The sequence below is a fragment of the Micromonospora globbae genome (assembly GCF_003610785.1).
In the GTDB taxonomy this organism is placed as follows: Bacteria; Actinomycetota; Actinomycetes; order Mycobacteriales; family Micromonosporaceae; genus Micromonospora; species Micromonospora globbae.
This window is the reverse complement of record NZ_RAQQ01000019.1, coordinates 48,213-71,361: the sequence shown is the minus strand read 5'-3', so window position 1 is coordinate 71,361 and position 23,149 is coordinate 48,213. Positions and strand designations below refer to the sequence as shown.

At 74.7% G+C, this 23,149-nt stretch carries 22 protein-coding genes; 8 read left to right on the top strand and 14 right to left on the bottom strand.

The genetic code is table 11. The features are described 5' to 3' along the window. From D7I43_RS23790 to D7I43_RS23760, 7 genes are read right to left on the bottom strand one after another with little or no spacing between them, the layout of a single operon-like run. Nucleotides 1-255, bottom strand: coding sequence for an acyl carrier protein (locus D7I43_RS23790; protein ID WP_120330777.1), 255 nt, complete (start codon nucleotides 253-255; stop codon nucleotides 1-3). Between the two features lie 22 nt (nucleotides 256-277). Further along, nucleotides 278-748, bottom strand: coding sequence for a 3-hydroxyacyl-ACP dehydratase FabZ family protein (locus D7I43_RS23785; RefSeq protein ID WP_120330776.1), 471 nt, complete (start codon nucleotides 746-748; stop codon nucleotides 278-280). Continuing rightward, nucleotides 748-1,215, bottom strand: a complete 468-nt coding sequence (locus D7I43_RS23780; RefSeq protein WP_120330775.1) for an ApeI family dehydratase — start codon at nucleotides 1,213-1,215, stop codon at nucleotides 748-750. Before D7I43_RS23780 ends, D7I43_RS23785 begins: the two co-directional genes overlap by 1 nt. Further along, on the bottom strand, nucleotides 1,212-1,964 hold the full coding sequence (fabG, locus tag D7I43_RS23775; RefSeq protein ID WP_120330774.1) for a 3-oxoacyl-[acyl-carrier-protein] reductase: 753 nt from the start codon (nucleotides 1,962-1,964) through the stop codon (nucleotides 1,212-1,214). Before fabG ends, D7I43_RS23780 begins: the two co-directional genes overlap by 4 nt. Before the next feature lie 11 nt (nucleotides 1,965-1,975). Then, on the bottom strand, nucleotides 1,976-3,247 hold the full coding sequence (locus D7I43_RS23770) for a CaiB/BaiF CoA transferase family protein (protein WP_240033113.1): 1,272 nt from the start codon (nucleotides 3,245-3,247) through the stop codon (nucleotides 1,976-1,978). Between the two features lie 6 nt (nucleotides 3,248-3,253). After that, nucleotides 3,254-4,393, bottom strand: a complete 1,140-nt coding sequence (locus D7I43_RS23765; protein WP_120330773.1) for a steroid 3-ketoacyl-CoA thiolase — start codon at nucleotides 4,391-4,393, stop codon at nucleotides 3,254-3,256. Nucleotides 4,394-4,430: 37 nt separating this feature from the next. After that, nucleotides 4,431-5,705: a cytochrome P450 gene (locus D7I43_RS23760; RefSeq protein ID WP_120330772.1), complete on the bottom strand. Its 1,275-nt coding sequence runs from the start codon at nucleotides 5,703-5,705 to the stop codon at nucleotides 4,431-4,433. A gap of 78 nt (nucleotides 5,706-5,783) precedes the next feature. Between D7I43_RS23760 and D7I43_RS23755 the strand changes: the two genes are divergently transcribed. From D7I43_RS23755 to D7I43_RS23740, 4 genes are all read left to right on the top strand, one after another. Beyond that, complete coding sequence (locus D7I43_RS23755; protein WP_120330771.1) at nucleotides 5,784-7,001, top strand: cytochrome P450; 1,218 nt, start codon at nucleotides 5,784-5,786, stop codon at nucleotides 6,999-7,001. Continuing rightward, nucleotides 6,998-8,200, top strand: a complete 1,203-nt coding sequence (locus tag D7I43_RS23750) for a cytochrome P450 (protein ID WP_120330770.1) — start codon at nucleotides 6,998-7,000, stop codon at nucleotides 8,198-8,200. Before D7I43_RS23755 ends, D7I43_RS23750 begins: the two co-directional genes overlap by 4 nt. A 30-nt stretch (nucleotides 8,201-8,230) precedes the next feature. Further along, on the top strand, nucleotides 8,231-10,570 hold the full coding sequence (locus D7I43_RS23745) for a xanthine dehydrogenase family protein molybdopterin-binding subunit (RefSeq protein ID WP_120330769.1): 2,340 nt from the start codon (nucleotides 8,231-8,233) through the stop codon (nucleotides 10,568-10,570). Nucleotides 10,571-10,827: 257 nt separating this feature from the next. Beyond that, a complete protein-coding gene (locus D7I43_RS23740; RefSeq protein ID WP_120330768.1) occupies nucleotides 10,828-11,388 on the top strand; it encodes a DUF1062 domain-containing protein in 561 nt (186 codons plus the stop codon). Between the two features lie 65 nt (nucleotides 11,389-11,453). Here the strand turns inward: D7I43_RS23740 and D7I43_RS23735 are convergent, their stop codons facing one another. From D7I43_RS23735 to D7I43_RS23725, 3 genes are read right to left on the bottom strand one after another with little or no spacing between them, the layout of a single operon-like run. Next, nucleotides 11,454-11,648 (bottom strand): ferredoxin, encoded by a 195-nt coding sequence (locus D7I43_RS23735; protein ID WP_120330767.1) that lies wholly within the window; start codon nucleotides 11,646-11,648, stop codon nucleotides 11,454-11,456. Nucleotides 11,649-11,651: 3 nt separating this feature from the next. Beyond that, nucleotides 11,652-12,677, bottom strand: coding sequence for a methyltransferase (locus tag D7I43_RS23730; protein ID WP_120330766.1), 1,026 nt, complete (start codon nucleotides 12,675-12,677; stop codon nucleotides 11,652-11,654). Nucleotides 12,678-12,686: 9 nt separating this feature from the next. After that, complete coding sequence (locus D7I43_RS23725; protein ID WP_192902251.1) at nucleotides 12,687-13,724, bottom strand: methyltransferase; 1,038 nt, start codon at nucleotides 13,722-13,724, stop codon at nucleotides 12,687-12,689. A 93-nt stretch (nucleotides 13,725-13,817) separates the two neighbouring features. Here D7I43_RS23725 and D7I43_RS23720 point away from each other — a divergent pair, with 93 nt between their 5' ends. Continuing rightward, on the top strand, nucleotides 13,818-15,410 hold the full coding sequence (locus D7I43_RS23720; protein WP_120330765.1) for a (2,3-dihydroxybenzoyl)adenylate synthase: 1,593 nt from the start codon (nucleotides 13,818-13,820) through the stop codon (nucleotides 15,408-15,410). Nucleotides 15,411-15,469: 59 nt separating this feature from the next. Here the strand turns inward: D7I43_RS23720 and D7I43_RS23715 are convergent, their stop codons facing one another. The 3 genes from D7I43_RS23715 to D7I43_RS23705 are packed head-to-tail and all read right to left on the bottom strand — an operon-like array spanning nucleotide 15,470 to nucleotide 18,655. Beyond that, nucleotides 15,470-16,609, bottom strand: a complete 1,140-nt coding sequence (locus tag D7I43_RS23715; RefSeq protein ID WP_240033112.1) for a methyltransferase domain-containing protein — start codon at nucleotides 16,607-16,609, stop codon at nucleotides 15,470-15,472. Continuing rightward, entirely contained in the window at nucleotides 16,606-16,911 is a 306-nt protein-coding gene (locus D7I43_RS23710) for an acyl carrier protein (protein ID WP_120330764.1), read from the bottom strand. The genes D7I43_RS23715 and D7I43_RS23710 overlap by 4 nt, the downstream gene beginning before the upstream one ends. Before the next feature lie 25 nt (nucleotides 16,912-16,936). Next, on the bottom strand, nucleotides 16,937-18,655 hold the full coding sequence (locus D7I43_RS23705; RefSeq protein ID WP_120330763.1) for an AMP-binding protein: 1,719 nt from the start codon (nucleotides 18,653-18,655) through the stop codon (nucleotides 16,937-16,939). A 91-nt stretch (nucleotides 18,656-18,746) separates the two neighbouring features. Between D7I43_RS23705 and D7I43_RS23700 the strand changes: the two genes are divergently transcribed. Next, complete coding sequence (locus tag D7I43_RS23700) at nucleotides 18,747-19,898, top strand: acyl-CoA dehydrogenase family protein (RefSeq protein ID WP_120330762.1); 1,152 nt, start codon at nucleotides 18,747-18,749, stop codon at nucleotides 19,896-19,898. Between the two features lie 89 nt (nucleotides 19,899-19,987). Then, the gene (locus D7I43_RS23695) at nucleotides 19,988-20,542 is read left to right on the top strand and encodes a putative immunity protein (RefSeq protein WP_120330761.1); all 555 of its coding nucleotides are present in this window, start codon (nucleotides 19,988-19,990) and stop codon (nucleotides 20,540-20,542) included. A 19-nt stretch (nucleotides 20,543-20,561) separates the two neighbouring features. Here the strand turns inward: D7I43_RS23695 and D7I43_RS23690 are convergent, their stop codons facing one another. Next, nucleotides 20,562-21,977 carry an LLM class flavin-dependent oxidoreductase gene (locus D7I43_RS23690; protein ID WP_120330760.1) on the bottom strand — a complete coding sequence of 472 codons (1,416 nt, stop codon included), beginning with the start codon at nucleotides 21,975-21,977 and terminating at the stop codon, nucleotides 20,562-20,564. 59 nt (nucleotides 21,978-22,036) lie between these two features. On the opposite strand from D7I43_RS23690, the gene D7I43_RS23685 reads away from it, so the two are divergent. After that, the gene (locus tag D7I43_RS23685; RefSeq protein WP_120330759.1) at nucleotides 22,037-23,146 is read left to right on the top strand and encodes a methyltransferase; all 1,110 of its coding nucleotides are present in this window, start codon (nucleotides 22,037-22,039) and stop codon (nucleotides 23,144-23,146) included. The last annotated feature ends 3 nt before the right edge of the window (nucleotides 23,147-23,149 follow it).

Sequence of the window (23,149 nt, the reverse complement as noted above, 5' to 3'; positions counted from 1 at the left end):
TCAGTCCTGCCAGCCGGCGTACCGCGCCACCACCTCGTGCACGGCCTTGAGGCTGCGCATCTCGTTCAGCTCGGCCTGCGGGATCTCCACCTTGTACTTCTTCTCGATCCGGGCCAGGATCTCGATCGCCCGCAACGAGTCCGCCTCGTACTCCTCGACGAAGTCCGCGGTGTCGGCCACCTCCTCGGGCTCCACCTCGAGCACCTCGGCCACGATCTCCCGCAGCTCCGCCATGTGCTGGTCGTGTTCACTCATCGCGGTCCCCTCTTCCCTCTCATCACGAGGCTCGGGCGATGGCGTCGACCGGTCGGACGACCGCCATCATCGAGCCGAACTCCGCCACCTTGTCGTCCCCGATCCAGCTGGATCCCGAGGCGAACGCGGCCCCGTCGACGACCTGGTCCAGCCGGACCCGGTGCCGGATCACGTCGCCCGGGTACGCCGGGCGCAGCAGGACGCACTCGCGGGCCGCGGTGAACATCGGCAGCCCCGCCGTGCCCGGTCGCCGGGACAGCAGCCACAGCACCGCGGCGCCCTGACCGAAGGACTCGATCAGCAGCGAGGCCGGGTAGGCGTACCGGTCGGCGGGCTCGCCCTCGGCGATCCCCCGGTAGCACGGCTCGCAGCCGGTGACCGTCTTGACCGCCTCCAGGCTCACCCCGGGCTCGACGGCCTCGACCCGGTCGAGCAGCAGCATCGGGTACCGGTGCGGCAGCAGGGCCCGCAGCTCGGCGTGCTCCAGCCTCATCACACGCCCCCTTCCGGCGCCGGCCAGCGGAACACCGCCCGCACCGTCGCCGCCCGCACCCCGTCGCCGCGTACGCACTCCGCGGTGACCTCGAAGGACTGGTCGTCGGCGACCGGGCCGAGCGACGCCGTGACGGTGAGCGTGTCGCCGGCGAGCAGCGGGGCGAGGAACCGGGCGGAGCGCAACCGGTGCAGGTCCGGCAGCCGGCCGGCGCAGCAGCCCACGGCGGCGGTCACGGCCTGCCGGAGCGTCTCCAGGGTGAATACGCCCGGGTAGACGGTGAGCTGCGGGAAGTGCCCGCCCAGGTAGACGTCGGCCGGGTCGACCGTCACGCCGGCGCGCAGGGTGATCCCGCCGCGCGGGCCGGCGCCGACCTCGACCCATTCGACGGCCTGCAGCGGCGCCGCCGCGGCGGCGTACGTCTGCGCCGGGTCGGTCCCGGCGCGGAAGGTGGGCGGGGCGGTCACAGCACCATCCCCCCGTCCACCCGGATCACCTGGCCGGTGATGTAGCCGGCCCGGTCGGACAGGAGGAACGCCACCAGTTCGGCCACGTCGGCCGGCTCGCCGAACCGGCCGAGCGGGATCTGCCCCAGCGCCTGGTCGCGCTGCCGGGGTGAGAGCACGCCGGTCATGTCGGTCTCGACGAACCCGGGGGCCACCACGTTGACCCGTACGCCGTACCGGGCGACCTCCTTGGCCAGGGACCGGCTGAGCCCGATGATGCCGGCCTTGCTGGCCGCGTAGTTGGTCTGCCCGGCGTTGCCGGTGACCCCGGCGACGGAGGACAGGTTGACGATGGCGCCGCGGCGGCGTTTGAGGAAGCGGAACGCGACGGTCCGGCAGGTGTGCCAGGTGCCGGTGAGGTTGGTGGCGATGACGTCGTGCCACTCGTCCGGCCCCATGAGCACCATCGGCCGGTCGCGGGTGATGCCGGCGTTGTTGACCAGCGCGGTGAGCGGCCCGAGGTGTTCCTCGGCGGCGGAGACGAAGCCGTCCACCGCGGCGGCGTCGGTGACGTCGCAGGGCGCGAACCAGGTCCGCACCCCGTGCGCCTCGACCTCCGCCCGGGTCTTGTCGGCCGCCTCGCTCGGCGTGGTGTAGCACCCCGCGACGGCGTACCCCTCGGCCGCCAGCCGCAGCGCGACCGCCCGGCCGATCCCGCGGGATACCCCGGTCACCAGCGCGCAGCGCGGCGCGTCGCCTGCCGTGTCCATGCCACCTCCGGTCATCCGATCGCCCGATCCGCGCGCAGTCGGGCCCGGGTGGGCGCGTCGACGCCCAGTTCGTCGAGGATCCGTTCGGTGTCCGCGCCCGGTTCGGGGGCGCCGGTGCGCACCGCCGTCGGCGTCCGGGAGAACTTGACGGCGGGGCCGGTCAGCGGCGCGGTGGTGCCGTTGGCCAGCACCGTCTCCTGCACCATGGCCCGGGCGCGGACCTGCGGGTCGGCCGCGGCCTCGGCGAAGGTGCGCACCCGCTCGGCGGTGATCCCGTTGGCGTCGAGGGTGGCGACCACCTCGGCGCAGGTCCGGTCGGCGCACCAGCCGGCGAGGACGGCGTTGACCGCGGCCCGGTTGTCGCGGCGCTCCTCGTTGGTCGCGTACCCCGGCGCCCGCGCCAGCTCGGGCCGGCCGACCACCTCGGCGAGCCGCCGCCAGGAGCGGTCGAGGGCGACGGCCACGTAGACGTGCCCGTCCGCGCAGCGGAAGCAGCCGGCCGGCACCACGAAGTCCGCCTGGTCGCCCCAGCGGCGCAGGGGCACCCCCGTCGCGCCGAGGGTGAGGTAGCCGTTGCTGGAGAAGAGCAGGGAGTCCAGCATGCTCACGTCGACGTGCTGCCCCTCCCCGGTGCGGTCGCGGTGGCGCAGCGCGGCCAGCGCGCCGATCACCGCGTGCAGGCCGGCGAGGTCGTCGGCGAGGAAGGTGGGCGCCTTCAGCGGGGCCCCGTCGGGCTCGCCGTTGAGCGCCATCCAGCCGGCGGCCGCCTGGGTCGTCGGGTCGTACCCGGGGCGTCCGGCGTCCGGGCCGTACTGGCCGTAGCCGGAGATCGAGACCATCACGACGTCGGGCCGGACGGCACGGCAGGCCCGGTATCCGACGCCCCACGCGTCCAACGTGCCCGGCTTGTAGTTCTCCACCACCACGTCGGCCGTGGCGACGAGCCGGAGGAACACCTCGGCCGCGCCGGGGCGGCGCAGGTCCAGCCCGATGCTGCGCTTGTTGCGGTGCACGCTCTGCCGGAACCAGGACAGCCCGGTGCCGGGGATCTCCGGCGGCATGAGGCCCTCGCGGTTGCCCGGCATCTCCACGCGCAGCACGTCGGCGCCGAGGTCGGCCAGGACGCAGCTCGCCACCGGGCCGGACCAGACCTTCGTGACGTCGAGGACCCGCACGCCGTGCAGGGGCCCGGGCAGGTCGTGGCGCGCCTCGGCGTAGAAGGCCGCGGCGTCCGGCGCGTCGGCGGGCGCCGTGGCCGGCGCGGTACGCAGGTCGGTGTCCATGCCCGCCTACTCCCGCACCAGCAGGGAGGCCGTGCCGAGCGAGCCGCCGCAGCACATGGTGACCAGGGCCGTCTCCGCGTCGCGTCGTTCCAGCTCGTGCAGCGCCGTCACCAGCAGCCGGGTGCCGCTGCTGCCGAGCGGGTGCCCCAGGGAGATCGCGCCGCCGTTGACGTTCACGCGGTCCAGGTCGGCGTCGTGGTGCGCGGCCCAGGAGAGCACGACCGCGGCGAACGCCTCGTTGACCTCGACGAGGTCGACGTCGGCGAGGCTCATCCCGGCCCGCTTGAGCAGCTTGCGGGTGGCCACGGTGGGCCCGTCGAGCAGGTAGTAGGGGTCGGCGCCGGTGACGACCTGGTGGGCCAGCCGGGCCCGGGGCCGCAGTCCGTGGGCGGCGGCGCGTTCCCGGGACATCCACAGCACCGCCGCCGCGCCGTCGGAGATCTGCGAGGTGGTGCCGGCGGTGTGGATGCCGTCGGGGAGCACCGGCCGCAGGGCGGCCAGCCCGTCGAGGGTGGTCTCCCGGATGCCCTCGTCGGCGCTCACCACGGTGCCGTCGGGCAGCGGCACGGGGCTGATCTCGCGGTCGAACCGGCCCTCGTCGCGGGCCTGGGCCGCCCGCTGCTGCGAGCGCAGCCCGTAGGCGTCGACGTCGGCGCGGGTCAGCCCCTGCCGCGCCGCGATCCGCTCGGCGCCGCCGAACTGCGCCTTGGGCGGGTCGTCGTACGGGTAGTCGGGGGTCTTGTAGTGGCCGGGCCCCTGGTAGAGGTTGGTGCCGACGGGCACCCGGCTCATCGACTCGACCCCGCAGGCGATGCCCACGTCGATGGCGCCGGCGGCGATGAGCGCGGCGACGAGGTGGTTGGCCTGCTGGGCGGAGCCGCACGAGGTGTCCACCGTGGTCGCCGCGACCTCGTAGTCCAGTCCGCTGTTGAGCCAGGCGTTGCGGGTGACGTTCAGGCTCTGCTCGCCCACCTGGGTGACGCAGCCGCCGATGATCTGGTCCACCTCGCCGGGTTCGATGCCGGCCCGGCGGATCACCTCGACCTGGACGTGCCGCAGCAGCTCCACGGCCTTGAGGCCGGACAGCGCCCCGTTCCGCCGGCCGATCGGGGTGCGGACCGCCTCGACGATCACCGCCTCCGGCACGTTCTCCCCCTCCTGGTCCGCGCGTGGTTCGTGGTGCTCAGGCCGGCACGAGCCGCAGGCGCAGCTCCTCCAGGCCCCGGAAGGTGCTGCTGTGCCGCCACTCCAGGTCGATCTCGTCGATGTCCGGGTCGGCCAGCTCGACGACGGAGAACCGGTCGACCAGCCGGCGGAAGGCGATCTGCCCCTCCGCCCGGGCGAGCTGCGCGCCCAGGCAGTGGTGCGGCCCCCAGGCGAACGACAGCGGCGTCTCGGGCGGTTCGGGCCCGGCGAACCGGGCGATGTCGAGCACGTCCGGGTCGGCGTAGCGGGCCGGGTCACGGTTGGCGGCGCCGATCAGCGTGATGACGTGCTCGCCGGCGGCGAGCGGGGTGCCGTCGAGGAAGGTCGTGTCCTCGAACGCGGCACGGCCCAGCACGTGCACCGGGGAGTCGTAGCGCAGCAGCTCCTCGATGGCGGAGCGGGTCAGCTCGGGCTGCTCACGCAGCCGCTGCATCTGGTCGGGGTTGCGGCACAGCGCGTACGTGCCGAGCCCGATCAGGTCGGTCATGGTCTGGAAGCCGGCGCCGAAGAGCAGCACGATGACCTGGATGAGCTCGTCGACCGAGAGCTTGTCGCCGTCCACCTCGACCTGGCCGAGCGCCGTGGCGAGGTCGTCGCGGGGCTCCTCCCGGCGCTTGCGGACCAGGTCGGCGAAGTACTCCTCCATCTCGCCGAGCGCCTGGTCGGAGGCCTTCAGCACCTCCTCGGGCGCGAAGATCTCCAGGCCGCCGGACGCGGCCCGGGTCAGCCGGCGCAGCAGCGGCCAGTCCTCCGGCGGCACGCCGACGAGCTCGCCGATCACCATGACCGGCAGCGGGAAGCCGAACGCGCCGACGAGGTCGATCTCGCCGCCGCGGGGCCCGACCTGGCGGGTCACCTCGTCGAGCAGGCTGTCGACGAACGCGGTCAGCCGGGGCCGGAGGGTCTCGACGCGCCGGGGGGTGAAGACGCGGCTCACCAGGCCGCGCAGCCGGGTGTGCTCGGGCCCGTCGAGGAAGAGCAGGGTGCGGGCGCCCTCGCGGCCGCGGAAGTCACCCATGCGGGGGCGCTGGGCCGACTTGTCCAGGGAGGGGCTGCGCAGGGCGGCGCGGCACTCGTCGTACGTGGTGAGCACCCATCCCACGCCCTGGCCGGGTTGCTCCATCCGGTACTTCGGTGCGGCGGCCCGCAGCGCGTGGTAGTGCGGGTAGGGGCTGCTGACGGTGGCGGGGGCCTTCATCAGCAGCTCCATGGCGATGATCCGGGGGTCAGCGCTCACCACGGTCTCGGTCATGGCTCGAAAGCCTAGTAGTGTTTCGCGTATCTCGGAAGTACTTGTTTCTCGTATCTTCGGTTGCTCATACTGGCGGGCATGACCTCGGCCCGTACCGGCATGCCGCCGAGATTCGACGCCCGCGACCCCGCCGTGGTCGCCGACCCCTACCCCACCTACCGCGCGCTGCGCGAGGCCGGCCCGCTGTGCCGGATGGGGCCCGGCAGCTGGGGCGTCACCCGGTACGCCGACGTCTCCCGCCTGGTCCGCGATCCCCGCCTGGGCAGCGAGTTCCCACCGGACTACCACCGCATGTCGGCCGGCGACGGCCCCGCGGGCGCGTTCTTCGGCCGGATCATCCTCTACCGCGACCCGCCCGAGCACGGCCGGCTGCGCCGGCTCATGGCCAAGGCGTTCAGCCCGGCCCTGGTACGCCGGCTCCGCCCGACGATCGAGTCGATGGTCACCGAGCTGCTCGCCCCGGCGGCGCGTACCGGACGGTTCGACGCGGTCTCGGATCTCGCCTTTCCACTGCCGGTGATGGTGGTGTGCGCGCTCATGGGCATCCCACCGGCCGACCACGACCGCATCCGCCCGTACGCGCTGGACCTCAGCAAGGCGTTCGCGGCGATCGTGCCCGACGAGGACCGGCCGGCCGCCGACCGGGCCGTCGAGTGGCTGCGCGGCTACCTCGGCGAGATCCTCGACCGGCGCCGCGCCGAGCCCGGCGACGACCTGCTCTCGCGGATGCTCGCGGCCACCGACGACGACGGCGCCGTGCTCGGCCCCGACGAGATCGTGGACAACGCCGTCTTCGCCTTCTTCGCCGGCTTCGAGACCACGACGAACCTGATCGCCACCGGCATCGCGGCCCTGCTCGACCACCCCGACCAGATGGCCCTGCTGCGCACCGACCCGACGCTCGTGCCGCGCGCCGTCGAGGAGTTCCTCCGCTACGACGCCCCCATCCAGGGCGTCGCCCGGCTGGTCCGCGAGGACCTCGACATCGGCGACCGGACGATCCGCGCCGGCCGGGTGCTCATCCTGCTGCTGGGCAGCGCCAACCACGACCCGGAGCAGTTCGCCGAGCCGGACCGGCTCGACGTCACCCGGGACCCGAACCCGCACCTGTCCTTCGGCGGCGGCATCCACCACTGCCTCGGCGCGTACCTGGCGCGCGTGGAGGCGCAGGTGACCGTCGAGACGCTGCTGCGCCGCTTCCCCACCCTCGCCCCCGGCGGGCCCGCGCGCCGGCAGACCGGCGGGACGCTGCGGTCGTACGCCAGCGTCCCGGTGGCCGTGGAGGTGACCGGATGACCGCCGGACGTGTGCTGCCGGCCCGGATGGACCCCCTTTCCCCCGAGGTGGTCGATGACCCGTACCCGACCTACGCGCGGGTGCGGGCGGCCGGGCCGCTGTGCCGGTTCGGCCCGGCGAGTTGGGGGGTGACCCGGCACCGGGACGTGGCCGCGCTGCTGCGCGACCGCCGGCTCAGCAACACCTTCCCCGAGGACGACCCGCAGTTCCGGATGGCGCGGGACCTCTCCCAGGAGGTGTTCCGGCGGATCATCCCGACCCGCGACCCCGACGACCACAGCCGGCTGCACCAGCAGATGGTGCGGGCCTTCAGCCCCGGCGTGGCCCGGCGCACGGCCGCCCGGATCGGCGCGCTCGTGGACGAGCTGCTCACGCCCGCGCTGGACACCGGGCGCCTCGACGCCGTCGCCGACCTGGCCTTCCCCGTCGCCGCGACGGTGGTGTGCGAGCTCATCGGCCTGCCGGCGGCGCGGACGCGGGCCGAGGTGTGGCCCCGCTCGGCGGCGCTGGGTCGGGCCTTCACCCCGTTCCTGCCCGAGACCGACCGGGCCGCGGTGGACGCACTGGTCTGGCTGCGCGGCTACGTCCGCGACCTGCTGGACGGCCACCGCCCCGACCCGGACGGCGACCTGCTCGACCGGATGCTCGCGGTGGCCGACCCGGCCGAGGGCGTCGAGGAGGTCGTCGACAACATCGTCTTCCTCTGCTTCACCGGCTACGAGACCACCATGAACATGGTCTGCACGGGCAGCGTCGCCCTGGCGCGGAACCCCGACGAGTGGCGCCGGCTGCGCGCGGACCCGTCGCTGTCGGGCACCGCGGCCGAGGAGTTCGTCCGGTACGACGCCCCGATCCAGTACACGGCACGGCTGGCGCTGGAGCCGATCCCCGTCGGCGACCGGGTGATCCGGCCCGGCCGGTCGGTCTTCCTCCTGCTCGGCTGCGCCAACCGCGACGAGGACGTCTTCGCCGACCCGGACCGCATCGACATCGGCCGCCGGCCGAACCCGCACGTGGGCTTCGGCGGCGGCGTACGCGGGTGCCTCGGCGCCGCGCTGGCCCGGGTCGAGGGTGCGGTGATCTTCGAGCGGCTCGCCCGCCGGTTCGCCACCGTCGACCTCGCCGCCGCGCCCGTCCGCGAGCCCAGCGCCCTCTTCCGGTCGTACGCGTCGATCCCCCTGGCCGTGACCCCGGCCTGACCCGGCCTCGGGCGCAACGAGGAGTCGCAGATGTCACTGATTGGCCGACCGGTCCGGCGCACCGAGGACCGGGCACTGCTCACCACCGGAGGCCGGTACGTCGACGACGTCCCGCTGCCCGGATGCCTGGAGCTGGTGTTCGTCCGCTCCCCGCTCGCCCACGGCCGGCTGCGCCGCGTGGACACCGACGCCGCCCGGCGGGCGCCGGGCGTGGTCGCCGTGCTCACCGCGGCGGACGTGGACCTGCCGCCGCTGCCGCCCGAGGCGGGCGTGCTCAACCAGAAGATGACCACGCCGGTGCTCGCCGACGGCGTGGTGCGGTTCGTCGGCGAACCGGTCGCCGCGGTGCTGGCGACCAGCCGGGCCGAGGCGGTGGACGCCGCCGCCCTCGTCGACCTGGACATCGAACCGCTGCCGCCCCTGGTCGACGTCCACCGGGCGCTCACCGACGAGCTGGTGCTGCACCCCGAGGCCGGCACCAACCTGGTGCTCAAGCTCGCCTTCCGCCGCCCCGCCGGGCGGGCCGACGTGCACGAGGGCGCCGAGGTGGTGGTCCGGCAGCGGATGGTCAACCCCCGGGTCGCGCCGTGCCCGCTGGAGGCCCGCGCCGGGCAGGCCGAGTGGGGGCCGGACGGGCTGTGCTACCGGGCCGGCAGCCAGGCGGTGCACCTGTGGCGTGGTCAGCTCGCCGCCGCCCTCGGTGAGCCGGAGGAGCGCGTGCGGGTGGTCAACGGCGACGTGGGCGGGGCGTTCGGGTCCAAGGCGTTCGCCAGCCGGGAGGACGTCTGCGTGGCCTGGGCGGCGCGCCGGCTGGGGCGCCCGGTGCGGTGGGCCGAGACGCGCAGCGAGAACATGGTCGCCGCCGGGCACGGCCGGGCCCAGCACCAGAGCGCCGAGTTGGGCGGCACCCGAGACGGGCGGATCGTGTCGTACGCGCTGGACGTGGTGCAGGACGCGGGCGCGTACCCCCGCATCGGCGCGATCCTGCCGTTCTGGACCAGGACCGTGCTCACCGGCCCGTACGCCATCGGCCGCGCCCGGTTCAGCTCGTCGAGCGTGACCACGACGACCACTCCCGTGGTGTCGTACCGGGGGGCCGGCCAACCGGAGGCGGTGGCCGCGCTGGAGCGGATGGTCGACCTGTTCGCCGCGGAGATCGGCATGGACCCGGCCGAGGTCCGTCGGCGCAACCTGCTGCCGCCGGAGAGCTTCCCCGTCACCACGGTCACCCGCGCCCGCTACGACACGGGCGACTACCCGGCGGCGCTGGAGCGGGCGCTCGCCGAGGCCGACTATCCGGCGCTGCGCGCCGAGCAGGCGGCCCGGCGCGAACGCGGCGACGTGCACCAGCTGGGCATCGGACTGTCCACCTTCGTGGAGATCACCGGCGCGGACACCCGCAGCGAGTACGCGTCCGTCCGGATCGGCGCCGACGGCCGGGCCACCGTCCACTCCGGTACCTGCCCGCACGGGCAGGGACACGTCACCGCCTGGGCGATGATCGCGGCCGACGTGCTCGGGCTGCCGCTGGACCACGTGGATGTCCGGCACTCCGACACCGGCACGGTCCCGGCGGGCGGCGGCACGGGCGGGTCCCGGTCGTTGCAGACCGGCGGGATGGCCGTCCGCGAGGCGGCCCTGGCCCTGGTCGACCGGGGCCGGGAGGCCGCGGCCGCCCGGTTCGGCGTGCCCGTCGAGGAGGTGGCGTTCGCCGAGGGACGCTTCCGCGCCGCGGGCGGCCGCGACGCCGGCTGGGCCGAGCTGGCGGTCGACGCCGGCGGCCGGCACACCACCGCCGGGAGCCCCGGCGACACCGCCGACCACGCCGAGGCCGGCGGGGCCGACCAGGGGCTGTTCGCGGAGGCCACCTTCCAGCCGTCCGCCGCGACCTGCCCGTACGGCGCGCACGTCGCGGTGGTCGAGGTCGACACCGAGACCGGCCAGGTGACGCTGCTGCGGGTGGTGGCGGTCGACGACGCGGGAGTGCTGCTCAACCCGATGCTGGCCGAGGGGCAGGTGCACGGCGGCCTGGCGCAGGGCGCCGGCCAGGCGCTCGTCGAGGAGGTCCGGTTCGCCGCCGACGGCACGCCGCTGCACGGCGACCTGCACCGGTACGCGATGGTGGGCGCCGCCGAGCTGCCGTCCTTCGAGACGGTGGCGCTGGAGACGCCCACACCGGTGAACCCGCTCGGCGCCAAGGGGCTCGGCGAGTCCGGAGCCGTGGGGTTGCCGCCCGCCGTGCAGAACGCGGTCGTCGACGCCGTCCGGCACCTGGGCGTGCGGCACGTCGACATGCCGCTGACCGCCGAGCGGGTCTGGTCGGCCATCCGCGCCGCCACGACGTCGCAGGCCGGGGATTCCGGCCGGTAAACCGTTTGAGCCGTCCCACCGCGGTCCCGTAGCTTGCCTGCGACCCAGATCCGCAGCGTGCCTGCGGCCCGTCGCAGTGAGGACAGAGGACGACACCGCGTGACCCCGCCTGCTCTCTAGACCTGACACCTTTCCGCGCTCACCGGTAGCCGACGCTCCCGTCGGCTCCGCCGGGCTGCCCTCGTGCGCCCGGTCCGCGTTCGAGGTCGCGCAATCGGCCTCGTGTCGGGTCTTCGAGAGATCAGGTCTGGAGAGTCATGTCTTCACCACCCCATACCGTGCTGCCCTGGGTCGTCCGCCGGACCAGGCTGCCTCTGCTGTCGTTGCGGTGCGTGGACTGCCGGTCGGAGTCGGCCACCACCGGCGAGGGCAGGTTCCGCGTCAACGCCAACGGCAAGCTGCTGGACGTGTGGCTGCTGGTCCGCTGCGTGTCCTGCGACCGGACGAGCAAGCTCACCGTGCACGAGCGGACACCGGTCCGGTCCTTCGATCCGGCCGAACTCCACGGCTACGGCGTCAACGACCCGGACCTGGTGGCGTCCACGCTGTTGGACCCGCTGCTCGCCCGGCGCCACCACTTCACGCTGGACTGGACCGGGGCCTGGCGGCTGGACGCCCCGTCGGCCGGTCTCGACGCGGCGTGGCCGGTCCAGGTGGCGGTCGTCTTCGCGGATCCGGTGCCGCTGCGCCCGGATCGGCTCGTCGCGCAGGGGCTCGGACTCAGCAGGAACGAGGCGCTGCGCCGGGTCAAGTGCGACATCCCCCTGCGCCGACCGACGAGCACTGGATTCACCTTCACGGTGCTGGCCGGGGACTAGCGGGGCAGGTGGCCGGGCGGGACGTCCGCCCGGCCACCTGCCGACACGTTCGGGGCCGTCGTCCCCTAGTCGTCGACGACGGAGAGGGCCTGCTTGGGGCAGCGGCGCGCGGCCTCCCGGACCCGGGCGGCCAGGGAACCCTCCAGCGGCTGCTCGGTGACGTGCAGCCGGTCGTCGTCACCGACGTCGAACACCTCGGGCGCCTGACCCACGCACACCGCGTTGCTCTCGCACCGGGAGAAGTCCACGACCAGTCGCATCGCTCACGCCTCCGACTTCGTCACGATCTCGAGGATGGGGAACATCATGGTGGGCACGCTGCGGGCCAACCGCAGGCCCGCGACGTCCAGGAGCCGCTCGATGTGCTCCCGGGAACGGGCGCCGCCGCCCACCATGGCCAGCAGGAGCAGGTCGTAGAGGCGACCGACGTCGAACCGGTCGCCGGGCTCGACCACCGGCTCCAGGACCAGCAGCCGGCTGTCCGGACGCATGGCCGCCCGCACGGCGGTCAGCAGGCGTACGGCGTCGTCGTCGTTCCAGCCGTACAGGATGCGCTTGAGCATGTAGGCGTCCGCGCCGGGCGGGACGGTCTCGAAGAAGCTGCCGCCGGTCACCGTGCACCGCTCGGCCACCCCGAGCTTCTGCAGCACCGGCTCGGCCTCGGCCACGACGTGCGGCAGGTCGAACAGGGTGCCCCGCAACCCCGGGAACCGGGCCATGATCCCGCCGAGGAACGCGCCGTTGCCGCCGCCGACGTCGACCATCGTGCTCAGCTCGCCCCACGGGTACGCGGGCAGCGCCGCCCGCAGCTCCAGCCGGGTGGCCGCCTGCTGGGAGGCGTCGAAGCGGGCGCTGTCGTGCGGGTGGGCGGCCATGTAGGACCAGTAGCCCTCCGGGTGGACCTGGTCGAAGGCGGCCTGGCCGGTGCGGATGCTGTGGTCGAAGTGGGCCCACGCCTCGATGTCGGGTTCGAGCAGCGGGTACGCGTCGCGCAGCGACAGCGGGTGGTCGGTGCGCAGCGGTTCGGCCAGCGGGGTGAGCCCGAACACCTCGGGTTCGACTTCGGTGAAGATGCCCTTGCCGGCCAGCGCCCGCAGCGCGCGCAGCAGGGACGGTGCGTGCGCGCCGGTGGCCTCGGCCAGCTCGGTCACCGGCCGCGGACCGTCCACGAGCTGGTCGGCGACCCCCAGCTCGGCGACGGCGCGCACGGTGAACGGCACGATGTAGTCGGCCAGTTCGGTCAGTCGGAACACGGACTCGATGTCGATCCGGGGTCGGGTCGGGGCCATCGATACCTCCTATCGGGACGTCAGCTCCGGCCCGGCGGGACCGGCCGCGATCACGGTGAGCGTGGGGGTGGGGACCACCCGGTCCAGGCGCAGCCCCGCGTCGGCCAGCAGGTCGACCAGCTCGTCGCGGGTCCGGTGCCGGCCGCCGGTGAGCACCAGGGTGTGCACGTCGACGAGCTTGGCGACGTCGAAGACGTCGCCGGCCGGGATGATCGCCTCCAGCAGCAGGAGCCGGCTGTGCGGGCGCATCGCCTCGGCGATCCGGCGCAGGATGGCCGTGGCCTCGGCGTCGTCCCACCCCGGCAGGATCGTCTTGAGCACGTAAAGGTCGGCGCCGGCCGGCACCGGGTCGAAGAAGCTGCCGGGCACGATCCGGCAGCGGTCGGCCACGCCGGCCCGGTCGAGCAGTTCCGGCGCGGCGGCCACCACGTGGGGCAGGTCGAGCAGGGTGCCGCGCACCGCCGGGAAGCGGGGCAGCAGGCCGGCCAGGAAGGCGCCGTCGCCGCCGCCCACGTCGACCACCTCCCGGGCCTGTCCCCAGGGCCAGGCCGGCAGCACGGTACGCAGGTGCAGCCGGGTCAGGCTCGACATCCACCGGTCCACGGCCACGCTGTCGGCCGGGTGCGCGGCGAGGTACGACCAGTAGTCGGTTCCGTGCGTGCGGGGGAAGGCGGCCTCGCCGGTGCGCAGGCTGCGCCCGAGCCCGGCCCAGGCACGCACGTCGGCGGCCAGCAGCGGGTACGCGTCGCGCAGCGACAGCGGGTGGTCGGTACGCAGCGGTTCGGCCAGCGGGGTGAGCCCGAACACCTCGGGTTCGACTTCGGTGAAGATGCCCTTGCCGGCCAGCGCCCGCAGTGCCCGCAGCAGGGACGGTGCGTGCGCGCCGGTGGCCTCGGCCAGCTCGGTCACCGGCCGCGGACCGTCCACGAGCTGGTCGGCGACCCCCAGCTCGGCGACGGCGCGCACGGTGAACGGCACGGTGTAGTCGGCCAGTTCGGTGAGCCGGATGAGGGCACCGAGGTCGGTGCGGGGCCGCGCCGCCAGCATCAACCGCCTCCACTATCGCGTGTCTTGTATCTCGCGTATCTGCACACTAGCTTGTGTTGCGGGTCGCTGTCACCGTCGCCGCGGGAGGCGTTCATGCTGGACGGATGTGTGAGCTGGCCGCCGGAGCTGGCCGAGCGGTACCGGGCCGAGGGCTACTGGCGCGGCGAGGTGCTCTCCGACCTGGGGCGGGAGTGGGCGCGCACGGACCCGGGGCGCACCGCCCTGGTGGCCGCCGACCAGCGGGTCACCTACGGCGACCTCGACCGCCGCGCCGACCGGCTGGCCGCCGGGTTCCGGGCCCGCGGCATCGGCCGGCACGACCGCGTGGTGGTCCAGCTGCCCAACGGTGTCGAGTTCGTCGTGGTGTGCCTGGCGCTGTTCCGCCTGGGCGCCCTGCCGGTGCTGGCGCTGCCGGCCCACCGCCGCGCCGAGATCGGCCACCTGTGCGCACACACCGAGGCCGTCGCGTACGTGACCGTCGACCAGGTGCAGGGGTTCGACCTGCGCAAGCTCGCCGCCGACGTCCGCGCCGAGACGCCGTCGCTGCGGGAGGTGTTCGTCGTCGGCGACCCCGGCGAGTTCACCGCCCTGTCGACCGTGGACGCCGAACCGGTCGCGCTGCCCGCGCCGGACCCGTCCGACGTGGCGTTCTTCCTGCTCTCCGGCGGGTCGACGGGCCTGCCGAAGCTGATCCCGCGCACCCACGACGACTACGCGTACCAGTTGCGGGCGACCGCCGCCGCCATGGGCTTCGACGCGGGCGGGACGTACCTCGCCGCGCTGCCGGTCGCCCACAACGCGGCGCTCGGCTGCCCGGGCGTGCTCGGCGCGCTGCGCGTCGGCGCCACCGCCGTGCTGGCCGGCAGCCCCAGCCCCGACGAGGCGTTCCGGCTGATCGCCCGGGAGAAGGTCACGCTGACCACCCTCATGCCGGCGTTCCTGCCGCTGTGGGCCGACCTCGCGCCGGTGCTCGGCGCCGACCTGTCCGGCCTGGTCGTCGAGGTGGGCGGCGCCAACCTCAGCCCGGAGGTGGCCGCCCGGGCGACCCGCGAGCTGGGGATCCGGCTCGCGCACTTCTTCGGCATGGCCGAGGGCCCGCTGTGCTGCACGCGCCCGGACGACCCGCCGGAACTCGCCGCGCACACCCAGGGCCGTCCGCTGTCGCCCGCCGACGAGTTCCGGGTGGTCGACGACGACGGCCGGGAGGTCCCCGCCGGCGAGGTGGGCGAGCTGACCGTGCAGGGCCCCACCACCCTGCGCGGCTACTACCGGGTGCCCGAGTACAACGCCCGGACCTTCACCCCGGACGGCTTCCTGCGCACCGGCGACCTGGTCCGCTGGACCCCGACCGGCGAGCTGGTCGTGGTGGGCCGGATCAAGGAGGTCGTCAACCGGGGTGGCGAGAAGGTGCCCGCCGGCGAGGTGGAGGAGCACCTGCTCGCCCACCCCGCGGTCCGCGAGGTCGCGGTGCTCGCCGTGCCCGACCGGGTGCTCGGGGAGAAGACCTGCGCCGTCGTGGTGCCGCGCGGGGACGCCCCGACGCTCGGGCAGCTGCGCGACTTCCTCACCACCCGCGGGCTGGCCGGCTACAAGCTGCCCGACCGGTTGGAGCTGCGCACGTCGCTGCCGTACACCGGGGTGGGCAAGGTGGACAAGCGGGCGCTCGGCGCCGAACTGGCGGGCTGACGCGTAGCGGAAGGGGCCGCCGGCACCCGCCGGCGGCCCCTTCCTCGTGTGCCGGCGTCCTAGCCGGTCAGGTGGTAGAGCCGGTGGAAACGGTCGTCCACCGGCACGATCTGCACGTCCGCGAAGCCGGCCTCCGTGGCGAACGCGCGGACCATGGCCGGGCGCAGGGCCGTTCCGGTGCCGGCCGAGTCCGGCCCGGCCAGGCACGCCGGCAGGCAGTGCAGCACGCTGGTGGCGTACTGGAACCGCTCGATCTCGTCGCCGGGGGCGACGAACCGGTGCGCGACCTTGGCGTCGAGCACCAGCACCGCGCCCCCGTCGGCGCGCAGCCGGCGGCAGGCGCGCAGTACCGGCACCGGCTGGCTCATCTCGTGCAACGCGTCGAACACGCAGACCAGGTCGTACCGGCCGGCCAGCTCCGGGTCGGCGGCGTCGCGCCGGTGGAAGCGGACCTGGTCGGCCACGCCGGCCGCCTCGGCGTTCGCGGTCGCCGCCGCGAGCGTCGCCGCGTCCAGGTCGTAGCCGTCTACCCGCGCGTGCGGGTACGCCCGGGCCAACGCGATCGCCGCCCAGCCGGCGCCGCAGCCGACGTCGGCGATCCGGCTCGGCCCGCCCGCGAGCCGGCCGTGGATCTCCGGCAGCGCGGTGGCCAGCCAGCCGGGCAGGGCGTGGGTGAACAGCGCCCGGTTGGCGCCGGCGTGCCCCTCGCGCCAGTCGTCGCCGTACGCCTCGTCCGGCACGCCGGCGCCGGTCCGGTACGCCTCGAGCAGCGCCGGCAACGCCCCGGCCACCCCGCCCAGCGGCAGCATCGTGAGCGACACCAGCGAGAGCGGGCTGTCCGAGGCCAGCAGCACCTCGGCGTGCCCCGGCGGCAGCCGGTAGACCCGGCGGTCGGGCGGGGCCGCCACGTCGTCCACCTCGATGAAGCCGGCCACGGCCTGCTGTTCGAGCCACTCGCGCGCGTACCGGGCGTCGATCCCGGCGCGCGCGCAGAGGTCGGCCACGGTGGCCGGGCCCCGGTGCAGCGCCTCGTACAGTCCCAGCCGGACGCCCAGGTAGCCGGAGAGCAGTTCCTGGGTGTGGAGCATGGCGAGGAACAGCCGCAGGGACAGGGCCCTGGCCCGCTGCTGCTCGCCGTCCCCGCCGGCGGGCCCGTGCCGCGCCGCCGCGCCCGGGGCCAGCCCGGTACGCGCGGTCAACTGGCCAGCTCGCCGCGGTCCCGCAGGATGCCCGTCACGTGGTCGACGACCGCGTCGATGGTGACGATCTTGCGGGCGGTGGTCTCGTCGATCGGCGGCAGCTCGAACTCGTCCTCCAGGGTGAACGCGAGTTCCAGCAGGGCGAGGGAGTGGAACCCCAGGTCCTCGACCAGCCGCGAGTCACCCGCTCCCTCGATCTGCTCCGGGTTCGGCGCCAGTTCGGTGACGATCGCCGTGACCGACTCGCGCACCTCCTCCTCGGTACGCGTCCCGGCCGCCGCCGATGTGGTCGCCTCGGTCATTCCCGCCTCCTGTCCGGACGTCGCTTCAGGACGCCGTCGTGGTCTGCTCGGTCTGGTTCCGCTGCCCGGCCGTGGTGACCACGGTGCCGGGCAACCGGTCGTCGACGAACGCCTGCCAGAGCTGGCGTCGCTTGGGTTTGCCGCTGGAGGTGCGGGGGATCGTGCCGCGCGGCGCGTCCACGATGACCACCTGCGCGCCCTCCGCCCGCCGGCGCAGCTCCCGCTCGGCCTGGGCCAGCCATTCCGGTCGGGCCTGCTCGAACACGGCCACGACGGTCGCCGTGCCGGCCCGGTGGCCCAGCAGCGCGGCCATCCGCTGTGCCGGCACGCCCGGCCGGCCCAGGGCCCATTCGAGGTCCTCGGCGAACACCGCCCGACCCCGAACCTTCATGCTGTCGCCCAGCCGGCCGAGCACGTGCAGCTGGCCCTCGTGCAGGAAGCCGGCGTCGGCGGTGCGCAGCACGCCGCCGCCGAGCGCGGTCTGGGAGGCCGAGTCGGCCTCGTTGACGTACCCCTGGGCGACGGACGGGCCGCGCACCTCGATCTCGCCGACCACGCCGTCGGGCACCGGCTCGCCGGACTCGTCGACGATGCGCACCCGCACGCCGGCCAGCGGCCGGCCGCAGCCCACCACCGGGTACGCGTCGGCGCCCGCGGCGGGCTCGCCGTCGTCGGCCACGGCCCGGGCGCCCGGGCGCAGCCGGTCCGGCCGCAGGTCGACGCTGCGGTACAGCTCGTCCAGCGGCAGGCCGGTGACGGCCAGGGTCGCCTCGGCGAGCCCGTACGCGGGCAGCAGCGCCCGCGGGTCGAAGCCGTGCGGGGCGAGCAGCGCGCTGAACCGGCGCAGCGCCTCGACGTCGATGCGTTCGGCGCCGACGATCACCGCGCGCCAGGCGGAGAAGTCCAGCCCCGCCAGGGCCTCCGGGCGCACCCGGCGGGCGATGTACTCCAGGCCGAAGTTCGGCATCGACGTCAGCCGCGCCCCGCGCTCGCCGAAGCAGCGCAGGTAGCGGCCGGGGTTGCGGACGAACTCCTCGGGCGGCATCAGCCACAGGTCGCTGGTGTTGACCACGGGGGTGACGAGGCAGCCGATGAGCCCCATGTCGTGGTGCACGGGCAGCCAGGACGCGGTCGGGTCGTCCGGGGTCATGGCCAGCCACTGCCGGATCGCCGCGACGTTGGCGGCGAGCGCCGTGTGCGGCACCCGCACCCCCCGGGCGCGGCCGCTGGAACCCGATGTGAACTGGAGCAGGGCGAGCGGGCCGGGCGTGACGTCCGCGGCCCGGGCGTTGCCGCCGGCCTCGACCAGCTCGTCGGCGCGGAGCACCAGGCGGACACCGGCCGCCGTGGCCAGCGGCTCGATGGCCGCGGTCAGCGCGGCGGCGCAGACGACCACCCGGGGAGCGGCGGCGCGCAGCAGGCCGCGCACGTGGTCGCCGTAGACCTCGCGGTCCTGGAACGCCAGCGGCGGGGCGATCGGCGAGGGCGCCGCGCCGGCGGCCATCGCGGCGAACAGCGTGGCCACGAAGTCGGGGCCGGCCGGCTCGACGATCGAGACGACGTCGCCCGGCACGACACCCACCGCCCGCAGACCGGCCAGGATCGTGCGGATGCGGTCGGCCAGTTCGGCGTACGACAGGAAGGTCCAGTCGTCGCCGGCGGCGGCGAAGTGGACGCCCCGGTCCCGCCGGGGCCGCTCCAGCCAGTCCAGCAGCGGCGAACCCGACCCCGCGCGTGCGCTCATCGGCCCGTCACCTCCTCCCCAGTACGTCTATCCGAGATTGATAGCAGATACAAGGCTAAACAAGATACGAGTGAGACGATAGAGTGCAGTCGTGACCAGTACGCTGCCCCGGGTCGACGGACTGCTCCCCACGCTCGCCGAACGGGCACCGGAGATAGACCGGGCCGGCCGCGTCCCCGACGACCTCATCGCCGACCTCACCGGGGCGGGATGCCTGCGGATGCTGGTGCCGGCGGCGTACGGCGGCGCCGACCTGCCGCTGGCCGAGGCGCTGCGGGTCATCGAGCAGCTGTCCACGGCGGACGCCTCCACCGGCTGGCTGGTCGGCCAGGTCGGCCTGGCGCACCTGCTGTTCGCCTGCTTCCCCGAGGCCGCCCGGAACGAGATCTACGCCGACGGCCCGGACGTGCTCGGCGCCGGCGCGGTCGCGCCGAAGGGCCGGGCGGCCCCGGACGGCGCCGGCGGCTGGCGGGTCAACGGCCAGTGGCCGTTCGTCACGGGAAGCCCCCAGGCGAGCTGGATCTACCTGAACTGCATCGTGCTGGACGGGCGCACCCCCCGCACCCTGCCCAACGGCGCGCCGCTGACCCGCATGGTGCTCTTCCCCGCGGCCGAGCTGCAGCAGCTCGACACGTGGCAGGTGCTCGGCCTGCGCGGCACCGCGAGTCAGGACGTGCGCGCGGTGAACCTGACCTGCCCGGAGCACCGGGGGTTCAGCCTGGTCGGCGACGGCGACGACGTGCGCCGCACCGTGTTCCGGATCGCCCAGGCAGGGCTGCTCATCGCCGCCGTCGACATCGGCATCGCACAGGGCGCCGTGCAGGACGCCGCGGACCAGGCGGCGGCCGGCCGCCGCCGGACGTTCAGCACCCGCGCGCTCGCCGACTCCCCCGTCTTCCACGACCGCCTCGGGGAGGCCCACGTGGCGCTGCGGGCGGCCCGGGCGCTGCTGTACCGGGAGGCCGAGAACGCCTGGGAGACCGCGCGGCGGGGCGAGGTGCTCAGCCCGCTGGACCGGGCCTGCCTGCGGGCCACGGCCACGCAGGTCACGGCCACCGCGCACCAGGCGGTGCAGACGGCGTACGCGCTGGCGGGCGCGTCGACCGTCTTCGACTCGTCGTCGTTGCAGCGGCGGCTGCGCGACATCAACACCGCGACCCAGCACTTCGTCAACGGCCGGGACAGCTACGGCACGGTGGGTGCTCTGCTGGCCGGCGCGCAGGTCGACACCACGATGTTCTGACCGGCGCGTCGCGTGAGGGTTCCGCCCCGCGCTCGCGCGCGTACCCACGGAAAAGTCTCCACCGAGGGTTCAACGATACGGTCGAGGGCATGACGGCCGCCGACCGCACGATCGACCTCAGCGCCGCGGAGCTGCGCGCGGTCACCGCGTACGCCCTCGCCTGCGCGGAGCCCGCTCTGTCGATCTTCGAGCGGGACTGCCCCGGCGACCCGCGCCCGCGCGCCGCGCTCGACGAGGCGCGCCGGTTCGCCGCCGGGGGCCGCCGGACGAAGGAGCTGCGGGTCACCGCGCTGGCGGCGCACCGGGCGGCGCGGGCGGCCCAGGAGCTGCGACGGGACGCCGCGGCCGACGCCGCGCGGGCCGCCGGTCACGCGGCGGCCGCCGCGTACCTGCACCCGCTGGCCCAGGCCACCCAGGTCCGGCACATCCTGGGCTCGGCCGCGCACGCCGCGCGGGCGGCCGAACTCGACGCGGGCGACGACCGCGTGGGAGCCGAGCACGTCGAGCGGGCGCGCCGGCTGGCCGGTCCCGTCGTGGTCGGCGTCCTGGCACGCTACCCGGGCGCCCCGCCCGGTGGTGGCCGCGCGGGCGAGCTGCTGCGCGAACTGGACGCCGCGGTGCGCCGGCTCGCGACCGGCCGATGACCGTGTCGCGGGCGCCGGGTCAGGCGCGGGCGGCGGCCGGTTCGCCCGTCGCGGTCGCCGCGGCGACGGCCTCCGGGTCCAGCGCCGGCACCCGGGGCGGCACGGGCGCTCCCGCCCCGAAGTAGCGCTCGCGCAGCGTCCGCTCCGCCGCGTCGTACGCGGTGCGGAACAGCCCGCGCCGCTGCAGCTCCGGCACCAGCAGGTCACAGATGTCGTCGATGCCCTGCGTGGTCGGGCAGGGGATCAGGTTGAACCCGTCGACGTCGGCCACCTCGCACCACTCCTCCATCCGGTCGGCGACCTGCTCGACCGTGCCGAACAGGGTCACCGGCGCGTTGGTGCGCGGCCGGCGGGCGGTGGCCACCAGGTAGCGCACGTCGCCGACGGTCCAGGTCCGCTCGGGGCCGAGCCGGCGCAGGAACCCCACGAAGCTGTGGCTGCCCTGCCCGGCGATCTCCGCGACCGGCGTCTCGTCCGGGTAGGCGGCGAGGTCGACGTCCATCCAGCCGCACCACTTGGCGAGCTGCCCCTCGCCGCTCCAGAGCGCCACGTACTCCTCGGCGCGGCGGCGGGCCTCCTCGCGGGTCGGGGCGACCATCACCATGCTGCCCTGCAACGCCTTCACCGAACGAGGGTCGCGGCCGTGCGCGGCCACCAGGGACCGCAGCCGGGCGACCTGCGGGGCGCCGCTGGTCGGATCCGCCATCGTGAGGAAGACGACCTCCGCGTGCCGGGCCGCGAAGGTCATCCCCCGCCCGGAGGCGCCGGCCTGGTAGAGCACCGGCGTGCGCTGGGGGGACGGCTCACACTGGTGCGGCCCCCGGACGGAGAACCAGCGCCCCTCGTGGCCGATCTCGTGCACCCGGTCCGGGTCGGTGAAGACGTTGGCCGCCGCGTCGCGGACGACCGCGTCGTCGTCCCAGCTCTCCTCCCACAGGCGGCGTGCCACCTCGACGTACTCGTCGGCGCGGTCGTACCGCTCGTCGTGGTCGAGGTACTCCCCCAGCCCGTTGGCGGACGCCGACCGCAGATACGAGGTGACGATGTTCCAGGCCACCCGGCCGCCGGTGAGGTGGTCCAGCGAGCTGAACACGCGGGCGCACTCGTAGGGGGCGTGGTACGTCGTCGAGTAGGTGACGGCCAGGCCCAGCCGGGTCGTGGTGGCGGCGATGGCGGGCAGCACCAGCAGCGGGTCGACCGACGGGATCTGCACGGCGTGCCGGACGGCCGCGCGCCAGGAGCCCTGGTAGACGTCGTAGGTGCCGTGCACGTCGGCGAAGAAGAGGGCGTCCAGGCAGGCCGCCTCCAGCCGGCGGCCCAGATCGACCCAGTAGCCGAGGTCCCGGTAGCCGGTGGCGCTGCGGTCGCGGGGATGCCGCCAGAACCCCTTGAACTGCGGTGACGGTGAGCACTGGGTGAACAGATTCAGATGCACGTATCAAGCATCTCGCATGGTATCTGGTATCGCAACGGTGGAACCGATACGGTGACCTCATGTCCGCGACGCCTCGGATCGACCTCGCGTCGGTCACCCGACTCACCGAACTCGCCGACTACATCGTCCCGTTCACCATCCGGGTCATGTGTGACCTCGCGGTCGCCGACCACCTGGTCGACGGCCCACTGCCGGTGGACGTCCTGGCGCGGCGGGTCGGCGCCCACCCGGGCGCGCTGACCCGCGGGCTGCGCGCACTGGCCGGACGGGGCATCTTCACCGAGGTCGAGCCCGAGGTGTTCGGGCTGACCCCGCTGGCCGAGCCGCTGCGCAGCGACCACCCGTTCTCCGTACGCGAGTGCTTCCCGCTCATGCCACCGGACATCTACTCCTGGGCGCGGCTGACGCACAGCCTGCGTACCGGTGAGACGGCGTTCGGGCACGTGCACGGGGGCGCCCACTACTACGACCACTTCGCGAAGCACCCCTACGAGTGCGTACGGTTCGAGAAGTCGGCGGAGAGCGTCAACCCGTTCGTGCTGCGTACCGTGCTGCCGGTCCTCGACCTCGCCGCGGCCCGGACGCTGGTCGACGTCGGCGCCGGGCACGGCACGTTCGTCGCGGGCCTGCTGGCCCGCCACCCCCGGCTGCGCGCCACCCTCGTCGACCTGCCGCACGTCGTCGCCGAGGCGCCGGCCGTGCTGGAACGGGCCGGGGTGGCCGACCGGTGCGAGACGCGGGGCGGATCCTTCTTCGACCCGCTGCCCGCCGGCGCCGACGTGTACCTGCTCAAGACGATCATCCACGACTGGCCGGACGACAAGGCCGCCCGGATCCTGCGCAACGTCCGCGCCGCCGCCCGGCCCGACAGCCGCGTCGTCATCATCGAGTCGGTGAGCCGCTTCGGCAACCACGACGACACCGGCAAGGTGATGGACGTCAAGGCGCTCGCCCTGTTCGGCGGGCGGACCCGCACCGAGGACGAGTTCCGCGCCCTGCTCGGCGAGGCCGGTTTCCAGCTGCTGCGGGTCACGCCGACCTCCTCGATGTCCGTGCTCGAGGCCGTTCCCGTGCCCGTCACCGACGGACACGTCGGGGCCGCCACCGGCGGGGGCCGCCCGGCCGCCGGCGGCCCGGCCGCCCCGACGCCCGCCGGCCGGACGGCCTGAGGA

Coding starts and splice junctions, on each gene's coding strand:
- D7I43_RS23790 (WP_120330777.1), bottom strand. CDS start 255: ATGAGTGAACACGACCAGCACATGGCGGAGCTGCGGGAGATCGTGGCC.
- D7I43_RS23785 (WP_120330776.1), bottom strand. CDS start 748: ATGAGGCTGGAGCACGCCGAGCTGCGGGCCCTGCTGCCGCACCGGTAC.
- fabG (WP_120330774.1), bottom strand. CDS start 1,964: ATGGACACGGCAGGCGACGCGCCGCGCTGCGCGCTGGTGACCGGGGTA.
- D7I43_RS23770 (WP_240033113.1), bottom strand. CDS start 3,247: ATGGACACCGACCTGCGTACCGCGCCGGCCACGGCGCCCGCCGACGCG.
- D7I43_RS23760 (WP_120330772.1), bottom strand. CDS start 5,705: ATGACCGAGACCGTGGTGAGCGCTGACCCCCGGATCATCGCCATGGAG.
- D7I43_RS23755 (WP_120330771.1), top strand. CDS start 5,784: ATGACCTCGGCCCGTACCGGCATGCCGCCGAGATTCGACGCCCGCGAC.
- D7I43_RS23750 (WP_120330770.1), top strand. CDS start 6,998: ATGACCGCCGGACGTGTGCTGCCGGCCCGGATGGACCCCCTTTCCCCC.
- D7I43_RS23745 (WP_120330769.1), top strand. CDS start 8,231: ATGTCACTGATTGGCCGACCGGTCCGGCGCACCGAGGACCGGGCACTG.
- D7I43_RS23740 (WP_120330768.1), top strand. CDS start 10,828: ATGTCTTCACCACCCCATACCGTGCTGCCCTGGGTCGTCCGCCGGACC.
- D7I43_RS23735 (WP_120330767.1), bottom strand. CDS start 11,648: ATGCGACTGGTCGTGGACTTCTCCCGGTGCGAGAGCAACGCGGTGTGC.
- D7I43_RS23730 (WP_120330766.1), bottom strand. CDS start 12,677: ATGGCCCCGACCCGACCCCGGATCGACATCGAGTCCGTGTTCCGACTG.
- D7I43_RS23725 (WP_192902251.1), bottom strand. CDS start 13,724: ATGCTGGCGGCGCGGCCCCGCACCGACCTCGGTGCCCTCATCCGGCTC.
- D7I43_RS23720 (WP_120330765.1), top strand. CDS start 13,818: ATGCTGGACGGATGTGTGAGCTGGCCGCCGGAGCTGGCCGAGCGGTAC.
- D7I43_RS23710 (WP_120330764.1), bottom strand. CDS start 16,911: ATGACCGAGGCGACCACATCGGCGGCGGCCGGGACGCGTACCGAGGAG.
- D7I43_RS23705 (WP_120330763.1), bottom strand. CDS start 18,655: ATGAGCGCACGCGCGGGGTCGGGTTCGCCGCTGCTGGACTGGCTGGAG.
- D7I43_RS23695 (WP_120330761.1), top strand. CDS start 19,988: ATGACGGCCGCCGACCGCACGATCGACCTCAGCGCCGCGGAGCTGCGC.
- D7I43_RS23685 (WP_120330759.1), top strand. CDS start 22,037: ATGTCCGCGACGCCTCGGATCGACCTCGCGTCGGTCACCCGACTCACC.